At 63.8% G+C, this 21,026-nt stretch carries 18 protein-coding genes; 4 read left to right on the plus strand and 14 right to left on the minus strand.

Features of this window, described 5'->3' with window-relative positions:
* Positions 1–2 precede the first annotated feature (2 nt).
* From truB to AC0KXH_RS04420, 4 genes are all read left to right on the plus strand, one after another.
* Positions 3–920 (plus strand): tRNA pseudouridine(55) synthase TruB, encoded by a 918-nt coding sequence (gene truB / locus AC0KXH_RS04405; protein WP_041111214.1) that lies wholly within the window; start codon positions 3–5, stop codon positions 918–920.
* A 110-nt stretch (positions 921–1,030) separates the two neighbouring features.
* Positions 1,031–1,300, plus strand: a complete 270-nt coding sequence (gene rpsO / locus AC0KXH_RS04410; protein ID WP_003293213.1) for a 30S ribosomal protein S15 — start codon at positions 1,031–1,033, stop codon at positions 1,298–1,300.
* Between the two features lie 167 nt (positions 1,301–1,467).
* Positions 1,468–3,576, plus strand: a complete 2,109-nt coding sequence (gene pnp, locus AC0KXH_RS04415; protein WP_041111212.1) for a polyribonucleotide nucleotidyltransferase — start codon at positions 1,468–1,470, stop codon at positions 3,574–3,576.
* Positions 3,577–3,834: 258 nt separating this feature from the next.
* Positions 3,835–4,224 (plus strand): BON domain-containing protein, encoded by a 390-nt coding sequence (locus AC0KXH_RS04420; protein ID WP_041111210.1) that lies wholly within the window; start codon positions 3,835–3,837, stop codon positions 4,222–4,224.
* A 41-nt stretch (positions 4,225–4,265) separates the two neighbouring features.
* Here the strand turns inward: AC0KXH_RS04420 and AC0KXH_RS04425 are convergent, their stop codons facing one another.
* The 14 genes from AC0KXH_RS04425 to gluQRS all read right to left on the minus strand — a co-directional run bounded on the left by AC0KXH_RS04425 (position 4,266) and on the right by gluQRS (position 20,995).
* Positions 4,266–4,541: a DUF2845 domain-containing protein gene (locus AC0KXH_RS04425; RefSeq protein ID WP_061340570.1), complete on the minus strand. Its 276-nt coding sequence runs from the start codon at positions 4,539–4,541 to the stop codon at positions 4,266–4,268.
* Between the two features lie 41 nt (positions 4,542–4,582).
* Positions 4,583–4,882: a DUF2845 domain-containing protein gene (locus AC0KXH_RS04430; protein WP_043218771.1), complete on the minus strand. Its 300-nt coding sequence runs from the start codon at positions 4,880–4,882 to the stop codon at positions 4,583–4,585.
* Positions 4,882–7,764: a DUF748 domain-containing protein gene (locus AC0KXH_RS04435; protein ID WP_488224225.1), complete on the minus strand. Its 2,883-nt coding sequence runs from the start codon at positions 7,762–7,764 to the stop codon at positions 4,882–4,884. The genes AC0KXH_RS04430 and AC0KXH_RS04435 overlap by 1 nt, the downstream gene beginning before the upstream one ends.
* 86 nt (positions 7,765–7,850) lie before the next feature.
* Positions 7,851–8,726, minus strand: coding sequence for an oxygenase MpaB family protein (locus AC0KXH_RS04440; protein ID WP_488224226.1), 876 nt, complete (start codon positions 8,724–8,726; stop codon positions 7,851–7,853).
* A gap of 19 nt (positions 8,727–8,745) precedes the next feature.
* Positions 8,746–10,413, minus strand: coding sequence for a glucose-6-phosphate isomerase (gene pgi, locus AC0KXH_RS04445; protein ID WP_041111200.1), 1,668 nt, complete (start codon positions 10,411–10,413; stop codon positions 8,746–8,748).
* A gap of 201 nt (positions 10,414–10,614) precedes the next feature.
* Positions 10,615–10,995 (minus strand): aspartate 1-decarboxylase, encoded by a 381-nt coding sequence (gene panD, locus AC0KXH_RS04450; protein WP_488224227.1) that lies wholly within the window; start codon positions 10,993–10,995, stop codon positions 10,615–10,617.
* A 79-nt stretch (positions 10,996–11,074) separates the two neighbouring features.
* A complete protein-coding gene (panC, locus tag AC0KXH_RS04455) occupies positions 11,075–11,938 on the minus strand; it encodes a pantoate--beta-alanine ligase (protein WP_488224228.1) in 864 nt (287 codons plus the stop codon).
* Complete coding sequence (gene panB, locus AC0KXH_RS04460) at positions 11,935–12,735, minus strand: 3-methyl-2-oxobutanoate hydroxymethyltransferase (RefSeq protein ID WP_061336863.1); 801 nt, start codon at positions 12,733–12,735, stop codon at positions 11,935–11,937. Before panB ends, panC begins: the two co-directional genes overlap by 4 nt.
* Before the next feature lie 157 nt (positions 12,736–12,892).
* Positions 12,893–13,387, minus strand: a complete 495-nt coding sequence (gene folK, locus AC0KXH_RS04465; protein ID WP_200293505.1) for a 2-amino-4-hydroxy-6-hydroxymethyldihydropteridine diphosphokinase — start codon at positions 13,385–13,387, stop codon at positions 12,893–12,895.
* Positions 13,387–14,781 (minus strand): polynucleotide adenylyltransferase PcnB, encoded by a 1,395-nt coding sequence (locus AC0KXH_RS04470; RefSeq protein ID WP_061337037.1) that lies wholly within the window; start codon positions 14,779–14,781, stop codon positions 13,387–13,389. The genes folK and AC0KXH_RS04470 overlap by 1 nt, the downstream gene beginning before the upstream one ends.
* A gap of 634 nt (positions 14,782–15,415) precedes the next feature.
* Complete coding sequence (locus tag AC0KXH_RS04475; RefSeq protein ID WP_041111189.1) at positions 15,416–16,825, minus strand: sigma-54-dependent transcriptional regulator; 1,410 nt, start codon at positions 16,823–16,825, stop codon at positions 15,416–15,418.
* A gap of 58 nt (positions 16,826–16,883) precedes the next feature.
* Complete coding sequence (locus AC0KXH_RS04480) at positions 16,884–19,838, minus strand: sensor histidine kinase (RefSeq protein WP_488224229.1); 2,955 nt, start codon at positions 19,836–19,838, stop codon at positions 16,884–16,886.
* A complete protein-coding gene (locus tag AC0KXH_RS04485; protein WP_003095129.1) occupies positions 19,822–19,998 on the minus strand; it encodes a hypothetical protein in 177 nt (58 codons plus the stop codon). Before AC0KXH_RS04485 ends, AC0KXH_RS04480 begins: the two co-directional genes overlap by 17 nt.
* Positions 19,999–20,083: 85 nt before the next feature.
* Positions 20,084–20,995, minus strand: a complete 912-nt coding sequence (gene gluQRS / locus AC0KXH_RS04490) for a tRNA glutamyl-Q(34) synthetase GluQRS (RefSeq protein ID WP_312940180.1) — start codon at positions 20,993–20,995, stop codon at positions 20,084–20,086.
* Positions 20,996–21,026 lie beyond the last annotated feature (31 nt).

The following is a 21,026-nucleotide window of genomic DNA, read 5'->3' on the forward strand; positions in this document are numbered from 1 at the left end:
GCGTGGCTCAGGTCAAACGCATTCGTCGCTCGGTGAGCGGCATCATTCTGCTCGACAAGCCGCGCGGCTTCACCTCCAACGCTGCGTTGCAGAAAGTGCGCTGGCTCCTCAATGCCGAAAAGGCTGGACACACCGGCAGCCTGGATCCGCTCGCGACCGGGGTGCTGCCGCTGTGCTTTGGTGAGGCGACGAAGTTTTCGCAGTACCTGCTCGATGCCGACAAGGCCTACGAGACGGTGGCGCAGCTCGGCGTGACGACCAGCACGGCCGATGCCGAGGGCGACGTGCTCGAGCGCCGTCCGGTAGCGCTGTCCGCGGCCGACATCGAAGCCGTGTTGCCTCGTTTCCGCGGCGATATCCAACAGGTCCCGCCAATGCACTCGGCGCTGAAGCGCGATGGGCAGCCACTCTATAAGCTGGCCAGAGCCGGAGAAGTAGTGGAGCGTGAGGCGCGTTCTGTTACCATTACGCGCCTCGAATTGCTGGAGGTGATCGGCGACCGTGTGCGGCTCGCGGTTTCCTGCAGCAAAGGCACCTACATCCGCACCCTGGTCGAGGATATCGGCAGAGCGCTCGGCTGTGGTGCGCATGTGGCAGAGCTGCGGCGGACCCAGGCGGGTCCCTTCGTTCTGGCTGACACGGTCAGTCTTGAGGCGTTGGAGCAGGCTCATGGCGAAGGTGGCAGCGAGGCGCTCGACCGCTTCCTGAAGCCGGTCGATTGCGGTTTGCAGCATTGGCCATTGCTGAGCTTTTCCGAGCACAGCGCCTACTACTGGCTACATGGCCAGCCTGTACGCGCGCCGGATGCGCCAGCTTTCGGCATGGTTCGAGTGCAAGATCAGAACGGGCGCTTCATCGGAATCGGTGAAGTGTCGGACGATGGGCGTGTAGCGCCGCGTCGGTTGATTCGGTCGGAATGACCGATCGCCTCCGTTATGGGGGCGTCGAGGGTGGCTGTCAGCAGGCACGGTCATGCCTCTTACTACTCACACGGGAGCCTATCCCGGCCTGTTCACTCAAGGAGCCCATCATGGCACTGAGCGTTGAAGAAAAAGCCCAGATCGTTAACGAGTACAAGCAAGCTGAAGGCGACACCGGTTCTCCGGAAGTGCAGGTAGCCCTGCTGACCGCCAACATCAACAAGCTGCAGGACCACTTCAAGGCCAACGGCAAGGACCACCACTCCCGTCGTGGTCTGATCCGCATGGTCAACCAGCGTCGCAAGCTGCTGGATTACCTGAAGGGTAAGGACACCACTCGTTACAGCACCCTGATCGGTCGTCTGGGCCTGCGTCGCTAAGACGCTGCGAGCTGGAAGCCTGAAGCTGGAAGCCTGAGGTTGAGAGTCGGAGCCACGCTCCGCTACAGCTTCGGGCTTTCGGCTTTTTGGTTTTTGCAGGAGTGATCGGGCCGACTCCCGAGGTTCCTGCCGATTTCCCCAAAGGCAACAAAGAGAAGGAAAACACCGTGAATCCGGTAACCAAGAAATTTCAGTTCGGTCAGTCGACCGTAACCCTGGAGACTGGCCGTATCGCCCGTCAGGCCACCGGCGCCGTGCTGGTCACCGTCGATGACGACGTGGCTGTGCTGGTCACCGTGGTAGGTGCGAAGAATGCCGATCCGAGCAAGGGCTTCTTCCCGCTGTCGGTCCACTATCAGGAAAAAACCTACGCAGCCGGCAAGATTCCCGGCGGCTTCTTCAAGCGTGAAGGGCGTCCGTCGGAAAAGGAAACCCTGACTTCGCGCCTGATCGACCGGCCGATTCGCCCGCTGTTCCCGGAAGGCTTCATGAACGAAGTGCAGGTAGTCTGCACCGTCGTTTCCACCAGCAAGAAGACGGATCCGGACATCGCATCGATGATCGGTACTTCTGCTGCGCTGGCCATTTCGGGCATCCCCTTCGACGGTCCGATCGGCGCCGCGCGCGTCGCGTTCCACGAGAGCACCGGCTACCTGCTGAACCCGACCTACGAGCAGCTCAAGGCCTCGAGCCTCGACATGGTCGTGGCCGGCACCGAGGAAGCAGTGCTGATGGTCGAGTCCGAGGCGCAGGAGCTGACCGAAGACCAGATGCTCGGCGCCGTGCTGTTCGCCCATCAGGAGTTCCAAGCCGTCATCCAGGCTGTCAAGGAATTCGCCGCCGAGGCTGGCAAGCCGAAGTGGGAGTGGAGTGCCCCGGTCGAGAACACCGCGCTGCTGTCGGCCATCAAGGCCGAGTTCGGCGAGGCGATTTCCGAGGCCTACACCATCACCATCAAGCAGCAGCGTTACAGCCGTCTGGATCAGCTGCGCGAGCAGGTCATCGCCCGCTTCGCCACCGAGGGCGAAGGCCAGCCGAGCGTCGGCGAGGTCAAGGAGGCGTTCGGCCTGCTGGAGTACCGCACCGTTCGCGAGAACATCGTAAACGGCAAACCGCGTATCGATGGCCGTGACACCCGTACCGTGCGCCCGCTGAAAATCGAGGTCGGGGTACTGCCCAAGACCCACGGTTCGGCCCTGTTCACCCGTGGTGAAACCCAGGCGCTGGTTGTTGCGACCTTGGGTACCGCGCGCGATGCGCAGCTGCTCGACACGCTGGAAGGCGAGAAGAAAGACGCTTTCATGCTGCACTACAACTTCCCGCCGTTCTCCGTCGGCGAGTGTGGGCGTATGGGTAGCGCCGGCCGCCGCGAAATCGGCCATGGCCGTCTCGCTCGTCGTGGCGTCGCCGCCATGCTGCCGTCGGCCGATGAGTTCCCCTACACCATTCGCGTGGTATCCGAGATCACCGAATCGAACGGTTCGAGTTCGATGGCTTCGGTGTGCGGTGCCTCGCTGGCGCTGATGGACGCCGGCGTGCCAATGAAGGCGCCGGTAGCCGGTATCGCCATGGGCCTGGTCAAGGAAGGTGACAAGTTCGCCGTACTGACCGACATTCTCGGTGACGAAGACCACCTGGGCGACATGGACTTCAAGGTTGCCGGCACCGCCAACGGCGTAACCGCGCTGCAGATGGACATCAAGATCCAGGGCATTACCGAAGAGATCATGGAGATCGCTCTGGGGCAGGCGCTGGAAGCACGCCTGAACATCCTTGGTCAGATGAATCAGGTCATTGCCCAATCGCGCAGCGAGCTGTCGGCCAACGCTCCGACCATGCTGGCGATGAAGATCGACCAAGACAAGATTCGCGACGTGATCGGCAAGGGTGGCGCCACCATTCGCGCCATCTGCGAAGAAACCAAGGCCTCGATCGACATCGAAGATGATGGCTCGATCAAGATCTTCGGCGAAACCAAGGAAGCGGCAGAAGCGGCCAAGCAGCGCGTGCTGGGCATCACTGCCGAAGCCGAAATCGGCAAGATCTACGTCGGCAAGGTCGAGCGCATCGTCGACTTCGGCGCTTTCGTCAACATCCTGCCGGGCAAGGACGGTCTTGTGCACATTTCGCAGATCAGCGATCAGCGCATCGAGAAAGTCACCGACGTGCTGAAGGAAGGCCAGGAAGTCAAGGTGCTGGTGCTTGACGTGGACAACCGTGGCCGCATCAAGCTGTCGATCAAGGATGTCGCGGCAGCCGAAGCTTCGGGCGTCTGACCGTCTCGTTGCGTAAGAGAAAGGGCCTTCGGGCCCTTTTTTCGTATGAGCTGACGGCGGATATCACATGCAGTTTGCAAGCCGGACGGTAGGCAAAATTGCACTCTGCAACAGCCAGTCAACCACTTTGGTTTATCAAGTTACTGATTTAAAAGGGAAATAACTTTCTACGAAACCTGGCACGTCGGTTGCGACTCTGAACAAGAGAGCGGGGCGGGAGCAAGAGCCCCGTAAACCACGAGAACAGGAGTGACAGCTATGAAAATTCAGACCCTTACCGCTGCCGCCGTTGGTGCTGCTCTGAGTGTTTCGGTCGCCGGATACGCGATGGCAGCCAGCACGCCTGCCATCGACGACAGCCAAGCGACTATGCTCGCGGCCAATGACGCCTCCCGGGAGGCTGAGCACGCCATGGAAGAGGCAGGCGATGCTGTCTCCGATGGCTGGATCACCACGAAAGTGAAGTCCGTGCTGCTGGTCGAAGACGCGACCCCGGGCATGCAGATTGAAGTCGAAACCAAAGACGGTGTGGTATCGCTTTCCGGCACCGTAGCGACCGAGGCCGAGAAAGAGGCGGCGATCGCAAAGGCCAAGGGCATCAAAGGCGTACGCGAAGTGGCTGCCGACGGCCTGAAAGCCGCCGACTGACCGTTAGCCTGTACTGAAACCCCGCCCCATGGCGGGGTTTTTTATTGGCCCCGCTGGCTGTCAATGTTGCGCAGCCGGCCTCCCTCGAAGCGTAGGTAGTGGTACATGCCGTGGGTGGGGCCGTAAACCCATTCCTCGACCGCGACTTCCTGGCGGAACCCATAGTCGTCGACGATCTCCTTGTAGCCGGTCAGCGAGCGTCCCTGTGGTTCGCCACACTTGCCCAGGACCTCCGAGGTGGACGCATCCAGGCTGACCAGGCGACTTCCACAGCGGTATGTCGAGCCTGCCTCAACGACGGCACTGAGGAGCAACATAAGGGGCAGCATGGCAAGCGCAGCTAGGCGCACGCGCGTTCTCACTGTGCCCGCCGGGTTTCGACCCGGATCAGTCGATTGGCTTCAAAGGTCAGGATGCTGAGCATCCCGTTGCTTGGCCCGTACACCCATTCCTCAAGGACGAACTCGCGTCGGTCGTTCGGACCGAGCGTATAACCTATCGGCGTGCGATGTGTCGGTGGACCGCACTTGCGCTCCACTTCGAAGCTGCGGTCGCCGCTGCTGACCAGCTGGCTGCCACAGCGAAAGGTGTCGGCCGCGGCGATCGAGGGGGCCGCGAACAGCGAAACCAGCACCAGCTGCCATGCCAATGACTTCATTACTCACTCCCGAGATGCAACACAACGGTGATTTCGCCATCAGGTTGCGCGTCGATCGTGCTGGTGTCCAGCAGGTAGACGCGTTGCGGATCCAGGCCCAGGTCGGTCAGCTGGTTCTTGATCGTAGCGGCCCGCTCGCGTGCAAGGTTGCGCAAGAGTATGGCGCTCGACGACCAGGAGTCGATGACCGCTTCGCGCAACTGCTGGGCACGGGCGTCCTCCTCCAGTTCGCGCCACTGCTCTGGTGGCTGGCGTCCGAGGCGACTGCGATAGATGCCTTCGAGCAACGCCGGTTTCTCGTCGTCGGCGACGACGAGCTCGTCTTCGCTGCCCGGCACCTTTTCTCCGCGGCGTTGCAGCACGCGGTAGAACGTTCTCTGATACTCGCGTTCAAGTCGCTGCTCGGCCAACGCTCTGCCTTCGCTGGCCGCGCTGCGGCCCTCTACCTCCAGCACCAGTTGCGGGCGCTGTTGCAGCGCCTGGGCCAAGGCTTTCAGGTTGGCGCGTGCCTGGGCGTCGAGCTCGCTGCTTGCTGGAGCAAACGCAATCTGGCTGAGATCCTCCTGTCCGCCGTCTACCAGCCCGGCAAGGAATTTGAACGGAGCCTGGGCGGCGCGCAGGACAAGATTACGTAGCGTCTGCCAGATGATCGGCATGACGCTGAACTGCGGATCGTTCAGGTTGCCCTGGACCGGCAGCTTGATGTCGATCGTGCCGTGGGTGTCCTTGAGCAGGGCGACCGCGAGGCGGACCGGTAGGTCGACGGCATCGGGACTGTCGACCTTCTCGCCGAGCTGAAGCTGCTCGAGTACCACCCGGTTCTGTGCGTCGAGTTGCCCCTGCTGGATGCGGTAATGCAGGTCCAGGTTCAGACGGCCTTTGCGAATACGATAGCCGGCGAATTTGCTGGAATAGGGCGTGAGCGTAGTCAGCTCAACCTGGCGGAAGCTGGTCGCGATGTCCAAGCGCTGCAGCGGGTCGAAGGGCGTCAGGCTGCCCTTGATGGCGACCGGCGCATAGCGGTCGACCTTGCCGGTGATATCGACCGGCGCGGCGGGCTGCTGTTGATTGTCGAGCGTGCCGATGTGGCCGTCGAGATCCTGAATGGCGGTGGCGAACGGCGGGCGCAGGCTGAAATCGGCAAAGTTGGCCGAGCCATCGGTCAACCGGATGCCGCCAATATGCAGCGCCAACGGGGCGCTGGCCGGGCCGGCCGGCGCGGCAGCGGCTGGCTCTCCAGGCTGGTCGACCAGCAGCTCGTTGATGTTCGTGCTCAGGTCCGGGTTGATGATGAAGCGCGCATATGGCTGATCGATATCGACCGTTTCGATGGCCAGTCGCTGGGGTTGGTGCTGATAGTCGATGCCTTCGAGCCGCAGTCGCTGCCATTTGACGAAGTCGCGGTCCTTCAGCGTGTCGAGCGTATGCAGTTGGGTGATCTCGGCCGTACCGGTTGCCGAAAAAGCAAGCGGTTCGGCTCCATCCAGCGTCAGCTGCAGGTCGCTCGAGAGCATGCCGCTGCGCAGTTCGAGTCGAATGAAGGGGGCGAGATAGGCCTGCGCCACGCGCAGATCGAGATCCCGGGTGCGAACGTCGAGCCGACCGCTCAACGGAGCCAGTTGCAGCTCGCCGGTAGCCTGCAGGTTGCCCTGGCGACCGATTCCGGTATCCAGATCGACCTTGAAAGGCGTTTTTGCTTGGCTATCGAACTGTCGAAGGGTGAGCTTCAGGGGCGCGAGTTCGAGGGCAACCTCCTGCTCGGGCAAGCGGTCAGTCAGGTGGATGCGATAGTCGGCCAGCTGCGCCTCGCTCAGTTGAATCCGCCAGGCGGGCTCGCTCGGTTGCGCGGCAGGTGTCTTGCTGTCCGTGGCTGTCGGCTCGGCGAACAGCCGCTGCCAGTTCAGTGCACCGTCCTGCTCGCGTATGACCCAGGTTTCCAGCCCGGCGCTGCGCACTTTGCCGATTTGCAGGCGCTTATCGGCCAGGTCGAGCTTTGTTTCCGCGACTTCGAGGCGCTCCAGACGCACGAGTGGATTGCCCTGCAGATCATCGATCGCCAGCGGCGCGAGCGTGGCGTCCAGGTCGAGCAGGCGCAGCTGGAAGGCCTCGCTCAAATCCAGTTCGTAGCGCGTACTGGCGCTGAGCGTGCCGCGCTCGAGAGCCAGGGGCGCTGCGTCGCGGACGTATGGCCAGAAGTCCGCCAGCGCCACGGAGTCCACGGTCAGGCTGCCACTGGAGCGCAGTGGGGCGAGGTTCAGCTGGCCCTGCCAGCCGATGTGCCCGCCGCTTGGGCCAGAGGCCGCCAGCGTGGCGTCGGCGGCCCCATCCTCCCGGGTGACGAGGTTGTGCAGCTCCAGATTCAGCTCGTCGTAAAGCAGGTCGATAGGCTCGCTGGGGCGCTTATCAATGAAGCGCAATTGGCCGGCGCTGAGTCGGAAACGGTCCAGTTGCAGCGGAAATATCTCGCCTTCGGCGGCCGGCGTCTCGGGCTCGGATTTTTGCTCGGGGGCTCTGAACAGCTGGGCCAGGTTGAAGGTACCGTCCTTGGCAAAGCGCAACTGCGCTCGCGGTGCCTCCAGGTGCACTTCGCTCAGGTGCAGGGTGCGCCGGAACAGGCTGTCCCAGGCGAGATCGACATACAGGTGATCGAAGCCGACGTCGTGTTGCTCGGCTGTGCCCAGTGACAGAGCGAAGACATCGAGCTCAAGGCTGAACGGGTTGAATTCCATTCGCGCCAGGCTCGCCGGAACGGAGGCGTATACGGCGAGCTGCTGGTTGGCGATGCGCTGAGCGAGCCCGGGCAGGATCAGAAAGCCGAGCAGGGCGTAGCAGATGAGTGCGGTTGCCGCGGCGATCGCCAGGCGCTTCAGACCGTTGCGCATTTGCCAAGGTTTCCTCTGGATAGGTTGGCTTGGAGTATGGCACGTCGTCCCGGTTCCTCATGCGATCGACGCCGCGCTGCGGCTGCTCAACGTGGCGGTAATCCCATGCGACGTCGTGCCCGATGCACCGAACCGTTGCGCACCGCCCAGCGCAGCACGCCCGCCGTGGCCCGGACCTGATGACGGGTCAGCCAGCGCCGCGCCGGTGACATCGAGATCCCGAACATCTCGCAAGCCCATTGCGGAAGCAGCTCGATGCCGGCCCTGAGCATCAGCCTGGCGAACGGTTGCGCCAGGCGACTGGGTGCCGGGGCGGCAAGCAGGATGCGAAGAATTTCGTGCGAGCGGTGATCGCAAACCAGCTCGCCGCGAATGGCCTGCAAATAGCCAGCGGTCGCCTCGCGGGTGGTCGGCACACGGGTAGCCCCGAGCCGTCCGGCAATTATCGAAACCTCGGCGAGATAGCGGTCCTGGTCCGCGGGAGACAGAGCGGGATTGCGGTAGCGCAGATGCGCCTCGAGAAAGCAGCTGACTTCGGCCACATGCACCCAGGTCAGCAACTCGGGGTCCGATGCCGCATAAGGGCGGCCGTCCTCGGCCTGCCCGGTGACGCCCAGGTGGATACGACGAACCCGTTCGAGCAGTCGTTCGGCATCATCGGTGCTCGCAAAGGTGGTTCCGGCGATGAATTGCCCGGTGCGGCGAAGCCGGCCAAGGAGATCCTCGCGAAAGCGGGAATGGTCCCAGACACCGGCCAGCGCCAGCGGATGCAGGGCTTGCAACAGCAGCGCGGCAATGCCGCCGACGAGCATCGAAGTGAAGTCACCATGGACGCGCCAGCAGAGCGAATCCGGACCGAAGAGGCCGGGGTCGCCCGCGGGTGACTCGTAGTCGATGCCCGGCAGGGCCAGCCCGGTCAGGCTGAGCACCTGCGTTTCGATGTGCCGGCGGAGCCGCTCCACGACGCTCTGGGCGGCAACGTCAGCCGCGGTGGCGGCCGCGGAAGTAGTCGATCAGGCCTTGGGTAGACGCATCCTCGGCCGCCGAGCTCTCGTAGCTGGTCAGACGGTTGTAGACGCCCTTGCCCAGTTCCTTGCCCAGCTCCACGCCCCACTGATCGAAGGAGTTGATACCCCAGATCACGCCTTGCACGAATACCTTGTGCTCGTAGAGCGCGATCAGCGCACCCAGGCGCCCGGGGCTGATGCTCTCCATCACCAGGGTGTTGCTCGGGCGGTTGCCCGGAATCACCTTGTGCGGTGCCAGCCGGGCGATCTCGGCTTCGGCCAGGCCCTTGGCGCGGAGCTCGGCTTCGGCCTCGCTGCGGGTCTTGCCAAGCATCAGCGCCTGGCTCTGCGACAGACAGTTGGCGTAGAGCCATTCGTGGTGATCGGCGACGGGGTTGTGGCTGACCACCGGAACGATGAAGTCGGCCGGTATCAGCGGGGTGCCCTGGTGCAACAGCTGGTGGTAGGCGTGCTGGCCGTTACAGCCAACACCACCCCAGATGACCGGGCCGGTGCTGCAGGATACGGGGCTGCCGTCCTGGCGCACGCTTTTTCCGTTGGACTCCATGTCCATCTGCTGCAGGTGCTTGACGAAGTTGCGCAGGTAATGGTCGTAGGGCAGGAAGGCGTAGCTCTGTGCGCCCCAGAAGTTGTGGTACCAGATGCCAAGCATCGCCAGCAGGACCGGCATGTTGCGCTCGTAGGGCTCGTGCAGGAAGTGCTGGTCCATGCTGTAGGCGCCGGACAGCAGGTCCTTGAAGTTGTGCATGCCGATGGCAAGGGCGATCGGCAGGCCGATCGCCGACCAGAGTGAATAGCGCCCGCCAACCCAGTCCCACATGGGGAATACGTTCTTCTCACGGATACCGAAGTCGATCGCCGCCTGTTTGTTGCTGGTCACCGCGATGAAGTGCCGGTAGAGCTTTTCTTCGCTGCCGCCGCGAGCGAGATACCAGGTTCGTGCGGCCTGGGCGTTCTTCAGGGTTTCCAAGGTGCCGAACGACTTGCTCGAAACGATGAACAGGGTGGTTTCCGCATTCAGATTCGCGGTCACCTCGCGGAACTCGCTGCCGTCGATGTTGGCCAGGTAGTGGCAGCGCACGCCGCTTTGCTGGGTGAACGGCAGCAGGGCCTCGGACACCAGCTGCGGGCCGAGGAAGGAACCGCCGATACCGATGTTGACCACGTCGGTGATCGGCTTGTCGTTGTAGCCCCGCCAGAGATGGTTGTGGATACGCCCGACGATATCCGTCATCTGCGCCAGGGAGCCGTGCACTTCGCGCATCAGGTTGTGGCCGTCGACCATCAGGCTGTCGCCGAGTGGGCGGCGCAGGGCGGTGTGCAGTGCCGGGCGCCGTTCCGAGGCATTGACCGGTTCGCCGTTGAACATGGCATGGGCCGCCTGCTCGACGCCCGCCTCACGGGCCAGGTTGACCAGCAAGGCGCGGGTTTCGTTGGTAATCAGGTTCTTCGAGTAGTCGAGAAAGAGTCCACAGCAGGAGACCGATAGCTCGTTGAAACGCTCCGGGTCCGCCTGGAAGGCCTCGCGCATGTTGAAGTGCTGCATGGCCAGGCGGTGCTCTTCCAGAGCTTTCCAGGATGGCAGGGCGGTGACATCGAGAGGGTTCAGGTAATAGCTCATGATGAGGCGGCTTCCTTTGCTATGTCAGGCCATCATATGGCAATGCAGGAGGGCGGTAGCAATGCATGGCCGGCGCTACCGCCGAGTCTGCTCAGACCTGTGCCGTGCCGCTGTGTTCCGCAGGTTCTTGGCGGCCTGGTCGATACGAAAAAGCCCGAAGCACAGACTGCGCTTCGGGCTTTCGGGCATCGCCGTGGCAGGTCAGGCAACCTGGACCGGAATGGCGTTGCTGGTGTGGCTGAGGTCGCCATCGGCGCCCATGTAGAGCACGTGCGGCTTGAAGTTCGCCAGCTCGGCTTCGCTGTAGTGGGCGTAGGCGCAGATGATCAATCGGTGGCCGACACCCGCCTTGTGCGCGGCGGCGCCGTTGACCGAAATGATATTCGAACCTTCCTCGCCGCGAATGGCGTAGGTGGTGAAGCGCTCGCCGTTGTCGACGTTGTAGATCTGGATCTGTTCGTACTCGCGGATCCCGGCCAGGTCGAGCCACTCACCATCGATGGCGCAGGAGCCTTCGTAGTCGAGTACGGAATGGGTCACCACGGCGCGGTGCAGTTTTGCCTTGAGCATGATGGCGTGCATGGCAGGGTCCTCCGGGGGCGCAAGCGGCGCAGAGTGTGCCCGAAGCCTTGGGTGTGTTCAAGGCTGCGGGAGGGCGGGTTCAGTGGGCGGTCGTGCTGGTTTCCACCAGGATGTTGTCGAGCAGGCGTGTCCTGCCGAGAAACGCTGCTACGAGGATGGCGACCTCGCGCGAGTGCTGATCGGCCGGCTGCAGATCGACGGCGTTGCGCAGCTCCAGATAGTCCGGACGTAGCCCGGCCTGACGCAGGCGGTTCAGGCCGCGCTCGACCAGCGCCGAATAGTCGCGCTCGCCGCCGGCAATCGCATCGCGCAGTTCGCACAATGTGCGATACAGCTGCGGGGCGATGGTCCGCTCTTCCGTGGTCAGGTAGCCGTTACGCGAGGACAGCGCCAAGCCGTCGTCGGCGCGCACGATCGGTTCGGAGATGATCTGCACCGGCATGTTCAGGTCGCGCACCATGGTGCGGATCACTGCCAGCTGCTGGAAGTCCTTTTGGCCGAACACGGCCAGGTCGGGCTGCACCATGTTGAACAGCTTGGTCACCACCGTCGATACGCCATCGAAATGCCCAGGCCGACTGGCCCCGCACAGCCCCTCGGACACACCCGGCACGCGCACCAGCGTCTGGTCTGCCTGACCGTGAGGGTACATTTCCTCGACACTGGGGGCGAACAACAGGTGGCAACCGGCGTTGACCAGTTTTTCCTGGTCGGCGGCCAGTGTCCGCGGATAGCTGGCCAGATCCTCGTTCGGACCGAACTGCAGCGGATTGACGAAAATGCTGGCGACGACGAAGTCGGCGCGTTGGCCGGCCTTCTTGATCAGGGCGATATGCCCGGCATGCAGGTTGCCCATGGTCGGCACGAAGCCGATGCGCTTGCCCTCGCCGCGGGCACGCGCCACGGCGGCACGCAGATCGGCGACGGTCTTGACGATGTTCATGCGGAAAACTCGTGTTCGGCTGCAGGGAACTCGACCGCTTTCACGGCGCGGACATAGGCGGCAATGGCGGCCGGAATACTGCTCTGTGCCTGCATGAAGTTCTTCACGAACTTCGGTACCCGACCGCTGAGCGAAAGGCCGAGCATGTCATGCAGCACCAGAACCTGCCCATCGGTGGCGCTACCGGCGCCAATGCCGATCACCGGGATGCGGACCGCTTCGGTGATGCGGGCCGCCAGCTCGCTGGGCACGCATTCGAGCAGCAGCATGGCCGCACCGGCAGCCTCCAGGGCACGGGCATCGGCGAGCATCTTCTCGGCCTGCGCCTCGCCCCGGCCCTGCACCTTGTAACCGCCGAACAGGTTGACCGCCTGTGGCGTCAGGCCCATGTGCGCGCAGACGGGGATGCCGCGCTCAGCCAGCTGGCCGATCGATTCGGCCAGCCAACCGGCACCTTCGAGCTTGATCATGTGCGCTCCGGCCTGCATCAGCATCGCGGAATTGTTCAGCGTCTGCTCGAGCGTGGCATTGGCCATGAACGGCAGGTCGGCGACGATCATGGCGCCGCGGTTACCGCGTTTGACGCTGGCTGTGTGATAGGCCATGTCGGCAACACTCACCGGCAGCGTGCTGTCGTGACCTTGCAGGACCATGCCGAGCGAGTCGCCGATCAGCAGCATCTCCACCCCCGCATCGCATGCCGTGCGGGCAAAGGTGGCGTCGTAGCAGGTCAGCATGACGATCTTCTCGCCCTTCTGCTTGAGCCCTTGCAGTGTGGTCAGGGTTACGTCTGGCATGAGCCGTCCTCTTCGGGGCCTCTGAGGGGTCTGTCGCCGGGCCGTGCGCAGCTGCGTGCGACAATCGGTACCAGCAGAGGGCGCTTATACTCGGGTTGACGCCCAGCTAAGTCAATGATGGGTGTTACCCGGGTGTTACGGTCGTTACCGCAATGCGTTACAGATCGGTCGCCAAGCGTTCCAGTCCGGTGAAGGGGCACGCGGCGATCAGCTCGTCGAGCGTACGGCCGTCCGGAAGGCGAAAGCCGGTGGGCACGAGCTCGGCCAACGGATATAGCACGAAGGGGCGCGCGTGCATGTGGTAATGCGGCACGGTCAGTCGCGGCTCGCTCAGCGATCGATTGCCGAACAGCAGGATATCCAGGTCAAGGGTGCGCGGGCCCCAGCGCTCGGCCTTGCGTTGACGCCCCTGGGCGAGTTCGATCGCCTGCAGTGCATCGAGCAGTTGCAGCGGCGCAAGCCCGGTATCCAGTGCGGCGACCGCATTCACATAGCGCGGCTGGTCACTTGGCCCGAGTGGATCGCTGGCATAGAACGAGGAGACCGCCATCAGCTCGGTATTCGCGATGCCGGCGAGTGCGGCGATCGCATCGCGGAGCTGCTGCTCGGGCTCCGCCAGATTGCTGCCCAGCCCGATATAGGCGCGCTCCATCAGTCGGCCGCGGCCGGCGAGCCACTGCCGCGACGGCGACGCCCCCCGCCGCTGCGGCGGCGTTTGCGCGGGGCGCCGCCTTCGTCGCGGCTGCTGAGCTCGCGAATCATGTGGCGGCGCTCGCTGTCGTCGACGTCCTGATAGCGCGTCCACCATTCGCCAAGGCCGTGGGTCTGTTCGCCAGCGCTCTCGCGCAGCAGCAGGAAATCATAGCCGGCTCGGAAGCGCGGATTCTCCAGCAGCTGATCCGCGCGGCGGCCCTGCCGGCGCGGCAGGCGTTCCTGCATATCCCAGATCTCGCGCATCGGGATGGTGAAGCGCTTGGGAATCGCAGTGCGCTGACACTGTTCCCAGATGATGTCGTGCGCCGCCTCTTGCATGGCGGGGATCGGCGGCATGCCGCGATCTTGCAGCTCGAGCACGCGTGCTGGCAGGGCGGGCCAGAGCAGCGCAGCGAACAGGAACGCCGGTGTGACCGGTTTGCCCTGCTGGATGCGCAGATCGGTATTGGCCAGGGCGTTGCGGATCAACGTCTCGGCATAGTCGGGGTTGCGCTCGAGCGCCACGGCGGTCGCCGGGAACAGCGGTGCGAAGAGCCCATATTCCTGCAGCAGGTCGAAGGTCTGCTCGGCACGACCGCCCATGAACAGCTTGAGGACCTCTTCGAACAGCCGTGCCGCCGGGATGTCTTCCAGCAGCTCGGCGAGGTCGTGAATGGGCTCGGCACTGTGCCGTTCGATCTCGAAGTCGAGCTTGGCGGCGAAACGTACGGCACGCAGCATGCGTACGGGGTCTTCCTGGTAACGCTGCTCGGGATCGCCGATCAGCCGCACCAGACGATTGCGGATGTCATGCACGCCGTGGGTGTGATCAAGGATGCGCTCGGTGCTGGGATCGTAGTACAGGGCATTGATCGTGAAGTCGCGACGCTGGGCGTCGTCTTCCAGCGTGCCGTAGACGTTGTCGCGCAGAATGCGTCCGCTTTCGTTGCGAGCGGCCTGGTGGTGGTCCTGCTCCTCGTCCTCATGCGGGTGGTGGGCGCGGAACGTAGCCACCTCGATGATCTCGCGGCCAAAGTGCACGTGGACGAGTTTGAAGCGGCGGCCGATTACCCGCGCGTTGCGAAATTCGGCGCGCACCTGCTCTGGCGTGGCGCTGGTGGCGACGTCGTAGTCCTTGGGGTCGAGCTTGAGCAGCAGGTCGCGGACGCAACCGCCGACGACGTAGGCCTCGTAGCCGGCCTGTTGAAGGCGCTCGACGACATTGACGGCGTACCGGCTGATTTCGTTTCGATGCAGCGAGTGTTGCCGGCTGGTCAGTATTTCGGGAGAGCGTCGGGCGTGCGGGACGCGGCGCAGGGGAAAGCGAAATGACTGGAACAGCTTTTTCAGCATGAGGGAGGCACTGTTGGCGAGATAGCGGAACGGCACGCGAATGCCGGCAAACGTGCGCGGATTCTAGCACCGGGTAGCAAGCGATGGTGAACGAAGGAGGCGGGGGTGTCAAAACTGTGAGGCGATAGCACAGAGGGGAGCCGAAGCTCCCCTCTGGAAAGATTGTCGCGTGCTGTTGTTATTGTTCGCAGGCGTTTGTTTTTGTTTTCACCTGTTCCCAGGGATCAGTATCGCTGGGAAGAACGCTCCGATCAGGAGCCAATAGCAAACGGATTTCTTTGGTCGCTGAGTTGCCTGTCGGCCGGTACGGGTGCCGCTTACATGCAGTTCTTGTTCTTCTCGGTCCGGTCAGCTGGCCAGTGGCCTTGGCAAGTCCTCTCCAAAAGAATCAGTTAGCTGCGCCTCCGCGTTGTTGTCGTTGTTTTGCTGGAGCCGTTACGTCTTGTTCTTATTGTGGGGTCGCTTGTTATTGTTGTTGTGCCATGTGGTAAGCAGGTGGCGTGCCAGTTTTGGAAAATCCTTATATTTCAGGTGCTTGTGTAATCTGGGGAGATACAAGGCAATAAAAAACCGGGTTCTTCGTTACCGATGAACCCGGTTCCCTGTTACTCGTCGCTGCGACGGTAACACCTGCCTACCCGGTAGCGCCCGACTTGCGTCGCGGTATCCCCAGGCGCTGGCGGCGCTCCCACAGGCATTTGCGGCTGATGCCGAGCTTGCGGGCCAGCTCGGTTTCGGTCATGTGGTCCTGGTGCTCAAGGACGAAGTGCTGGAAGTAGTCCTCGAGCGACAGATCTTCGGTGGGCTCGTTGGAGGCGCTTGCGGCGAGAGGCCCGCAGTTCGGCTCGAAGTCATCGTCGATGTCGTCGAGTTCGATATCCAGCCCCAGCAGCTCGGCGCTGATTTCCGGCCCTTCGCTGAGAATCGCGGCTCGCTCGATGGCATTTTCGAGTTCACGCACGTTGCCTGGCCAGGAATAGCGTCGGATCGCCTGCTCGGCCTCGCGCGAGAAGTGCATCGGCTCGGTGCCCATGCGCTCGCACTGGCGATCGAGAAAGGCGCTGGCGATCTCCAGTACGTCGTGGCCGCGCTCGCGCAGCGGCGGCAAGCGCAGCGCGATGACGTGCAGACGGTAATAGAGGTCCTCGCGAAACTGCCCGGTCTTGGCCAGGGTCTTGAGGTCGCGGTGGGTGGCGGCGATCAGTCGCACGTCGACCTTCTGCGAGTGCACCGAGCCGACACGACGGATCTCGCCTTCCTGAAGCACCCGCAACAGGCGTGCCTGGGCTTCGAGCGGCAGCTCGCCGATCTCGTCGAGGAACAGCGTGCCGCCGTCGGCCGCTTCGACGAGTCCGGCGCGCCCGGCACTGGCGCCGGTGAAGGCGCCTTTTTCATGGCCGAACAGCTCGGATTCGATGAGGGTTTCCGGAATCGCCGCGCAGTTGACCGAGATCATCGGCGCCTTGGCGCGGCGTGAGAGGTTGTGCAGCGCGCGGGCGACCAGCTCCTTGCCGGTGCCCGATTCGCCCTGGATCAGCACGTTGGAATCGGTCGGGGCGACTTTGCGAATCTTGCCGAACAGGTCGAGCATTGGCGCGCAGTGGCCGATGATGCCGATATCGCTCGCCTGGTTGCTGCTGGCGGCGGTCGAAGGCGGGGCCTCGCGCGCGATGGCAGGCTGGCTGGCAAGCTGCTGGCGGTCGCTGAGGATACGCGCCACGGTCTGCAGCATCTCGTCGTGGTCGAACGGCTTGGCGATGTAGTCGACCGCTCCTAGCTTCATCGAGTCCACCGCCGAGCGCAGGCTGGCGTAGCTGGTCATGATCAGCACCGGGGTGCCTTCGGCGAGTCTGATCAGCTCGGTGCCCGGCGCTCCGGGCAACCGCAGGTCGCTGACGATCAGATCGAAGGCGGGGATGCTGTAGCGCTCCTGCGCCTCCTGCACCGAACCGGCTTCGCTGACCTCGTACTGATTGCGTTCGAGCAGGCGTCGCAGGGCGGAGCGGATGATGGTTTCGTCTTCGACGATCAGTATGTGTGACATCGGTACTCTCTCGGCGGTCTGGAGGCGTCCCGGCGTCGAGCCGGACGGCGTCGCCTCTTCAACTTGCGGCATGTGATGCCTCGACATGCCGCGGCAGGGTGATGCGGAAACGGGTGCCGCGCTGCGTTACCGGGTCAGCCGGGCTGTCGATATCGATCTGGCCATAATGCTCTTCCACGATCGAATAGACCAGCGCGAGGCCCAGCCCGGTGCCCTCTCCAGGGTCCTTGGTGGTGAAGAATGGCTCGAACAGCCGATCCTGGATGGCCTTGGGAATTCCGCTGCCCTCATCCTCGACGATCAGGTAGACCGTCTGCTCGGATTGCTCGCTGTTGATGCGGATCGTGCCGCCTGGCGACGAGGCGTCCCGCGCGTTGGACAGCAGGTTGATGACCACCTGGGCCAGGCGCTGGGCGTCGCCCTCGGCCAGGTGCTCGGCGTGGCACTGATTGACGAAGCGGACTTCGGTGCGTTGACGGTTGAGCGAGAGCAGGGCAATGGCTTCCTGGGTGATATCGCGCAGGCTCACCGGATACAGGCTCTGCTGGCGGCTGCCGGCATGCGCGAAGCTCATCAGTGACTGCACGATCCGCGAGACGCGCTTGGTCTGCTCGATGATCTGGCTGCTGATCTCGATGATCTCCCCGTCGCCCTCGCGCTCTTCGCGCAGATTCTGCGCCAGGCAGGCGATGCCGGTGATCGGATTGCCGATCTCGTGGGCGACCCCGGCGGCGAGCCGGCCGATACTGGCCAGGCGCTCGGAATGCACCAGCCGATCCTCCAGCTCCTGGGTCTCGGTGAGGTCTTCGACCAGCAGGACCAGGCCGCTATTGCCGGGCGCCAGTGGTTCGGCGATGGCCGCCTTGTGCAGGTTCAGGCAACGCCGGGTGCCATCGAGCGACAGGCGCTTCTTGTGCAGATGCTCGTCGGCCTGGGCGATGAAATCCACCAGCAGGCTGCGCCAGGGTTCGGCGATGGTGGGCAGCCGCGAACCCACGACCTGCAGCGCGGGAATGCCGGTCAGCTCTTCCAGGGCACGGTTCCACATCAGGATTTCCTGATCCTTGGCCAGCGAGCAGACCCCCATCGGCAGCTCCTGCAGGGTCTGCCGGTGGTAGCGGCGCAGGGCGTCGAGCTCGGCGGCCAGGCCGGTCAGGCGCGAGTGGTAATCCTCCAGGCGGCTCTCGATGAAGTGGATGTCCTCGGTGACGTAGCCCTCTGTGCCATGTTTGTAGGGCAGGAAATTTTCGACGATGTCCTGCGCGACGCTGGGGCCCATCAGGCCCGACAGGTTGGCTTCGATGCGATCGCGCAGCCGGCGCAGGGCGTAGGGGCGGTGCTCGTCGAAGGGCATCTTCAGGTCGCGCAGGGCCTGTTCGACCTCGCGCTGGGCGATCTTGGCGCCCAGCGGTTTGGCCAGCTGGGTGGCGAACTCCTGGGGTGAGGCGGCCAGCAGTTCGCGGCGCTGCGGTCGCCGCAGATTTTCCACGGCGCAGGCCTCGGCCGCGCTTTGCTCCTCCGGGCTGCTGTCGGTGAACAGCGAAACCAGGGTGAAGGCCAGGACATTCACTGCCAGCGAGGCAATTGCCGCCAGGTGCCAGCTGGTGTCGTCCAGCACGTAGACCATGTTCAGCAAGGGGATGTAGAAGCCATCCAGGTTGCCGACCAGCGGCAGCAGCATGGTGGTCAGCCAGACGCCGATTCCCGCCACCAGCCCGGCGATGTAGCCGCGCCGATTGGCGGTCGGCCAGTAGAGCACCGAGAGCACGCCAGGAAGGAACTGCAGGGTCGCGACAAAGGCGACGATCCCCAGGTTCGACAGGTCCTGCTCGGCGCCGAGCAGCAGGTAGAAGCCGTAGCCGGCCAGGATGATCGCCAGGATCAGGCTGCGCCGCGTCCACTTCAGCCAGCGGTAGATGTTGCCTTCCGAGGATGGCTGGTAGAGCGGTAGGACCAGGTGGTTGAGTGCCATTCCCGACAGGGCCAGGGTGCTGACGATGATCAGCCCGCTGGAAGCCGACAGGCCGCCGAGAAAGGCGAGCAGTGCCAGCGCTTCGTTGCCGGCGGCAATGCCGAGACCAAGCGTGAAGTATTCCGGGTTGGTGCTTACCCCGAGCTTGAGCCCGGCCCAGAGGATCAGCGGTACTGCCAGGCTCATCAACAGCAGATACAGCGGCAGCCCCCAGCTGGCGCTGACCAGCGCACGCGGGTTGATGTTTTCGGCAAAGGTCATGTGAAACATGTGCGGCATGACGATCGCCGAGGCGAAAAATACCAGCAGCAGCGTGCGCCAGGGCCCTTCCTGCAGGGGCGTATGCAACGCCTGCAGCGCCGACTGGTTCTGCAGCAACCAGAGCTCCAGCTGGTGCGGGCCGCCGAATACCACATACAGCGCATACAGGCCGATCGCGCCAAAGGTTGCCAGCTTGACCACCGACTCGAAGGCGATGGCGAAGACCAGGCCTTCGTGTTTCTCCCGGGCGGCAATATGGCGTGCACCGAAGAGCACGGTGAACAGCATGATCAGCGCGCAGTAGCCGAGCGCGACGCGCTCCTGCATCGGCTCCAGGGTCAGGATGCCGATCGCGTCGGCCACCGCCTGGATCTGCAGGGCGAGCAACGGCAGCATGCCGACCAGCATGACGATCGTGGTTAGCGCGCCGGCCCAGGTGCTGCGAAAGCGAAAGGCGAACAGGTCGGCCAGCGAGGCGAGCTGATAGGTGCGCGTGATACGCAGGATCGGGTAGAGCAGCACGGGTGCCAGCAGGAAGGCACCGCACACGCCCAGGTAGGTGGCGAGAAAGCCATAGCCGTACTGATAGGCCAGCCCGACCGTGCCGTAGAAGGCCCAGGCGCTGGCATAGACGCCGAGTGACAGCGTATAGGTCAGCGGATGGCGAATGATCGCCCGCGGGATCAGCCCACGTTCGCTGAACCAGGCGACGCCGAACAACGCCAGCAGGTAGGCGGCACTGATCAGTACCAGGTGGCTCAGGCTAAAGTTCGTCGGCATCACGCTGGCTCTGCAGGATGAAGGTCACCACGATGAGGATCAGCCACAGCAGATAGGGCCGATACCACGCGCCGTTGGGGTCGATCCACCAGTCCATGATGGCTGGGGAGAACAGGTAGATCCCCACCACCAGGAGCAGCACCAGTCGGTAGATGTACATGCCGCCTCTCACATCGGAAGTGGGCCCGATGGTAAAGGAAGCCGCTGCCGGCTAGAAGCGCGCTGCCTCTGCGAAGCGCGTGCGATCAGCGCAGCTGGGCCTCGGCCAGCGTGCGGCAGCGAGGAATGCGCGTCGCATCCCAGTGGGCTGTCGCCCAGCGCAGCACCTCCTCCGGCGTGCCCTGCGCCAATGCCGGGTCCGGCTGCTGGCCGAGCGCGCGCAATGCGCGCAACAGCAGAGGCGCGGCCTCGTGGGGCTGCAGCGGCGGTGAGCGGTAGCGCTTGCCCAGCTTGTGGCCGTCGGGCTGGATGATCAGCGGCAAATGCAGGTAACGCGGACGTGGCAGGCCCAGCAACTCCTGCAGGTAGAGCTGGCGTGGCGTGGAGTCGAGCAGGTCGGCGCCGCGAACCACGTCGGTCACGCCCTGCTGGCCGTCATCGAGCACCACGGCGAGCTGGTAGGCGATCAGGCCGTCGCGCCGGCGAATGACGAAATCGCCCACCTCGCGTCCCAGGTGCTGGTGAAACTCACCCTGTACGCGATCATTGAAGCTGTACTCGCGGGCTGCTACGCGAAGACGGATGGCGGCGTCCTGCAGCGGCGGGTTGGCGTCACGACAGAAGCCCGGGTAAACGCCGGCATGGGCTTGCAGTTGCTTGCGCGAACAGTTGCAGGGGTAGGCCAGCCCGTGGGCAAGCAGGTCGTCGATGACCGCGTTGTAGAGGGGAAGACGTTCGCTTTGGCGCAGAACCGGCCCGTCCCACTGCATACCGTAGGCTTCGAGCGTATGCAGGATGGCGTCCTGCGCGCCGGGCATCTCGCGCGGTGGATCCAGGTCTTCCATGCGCAGCAGCCAGATGCCGCCGACGGCACGCGCATCCAGGTAGGAGGCCAGCGCGGCTACGAGCGAGCCGAAGTGCAGGAGGCCACTGGGGGTAGGTGCGAAACGCCCGACATAGCGTTCGGCTGCGGGAGTGGGCGTGGAACGGGCGGGCATCGATGGGGCGACAGGGGGAAAAGAAGCGGGG

Source organism: Stutzerimonas sp. CXK-1 (genome assembly GCF_057738225.1).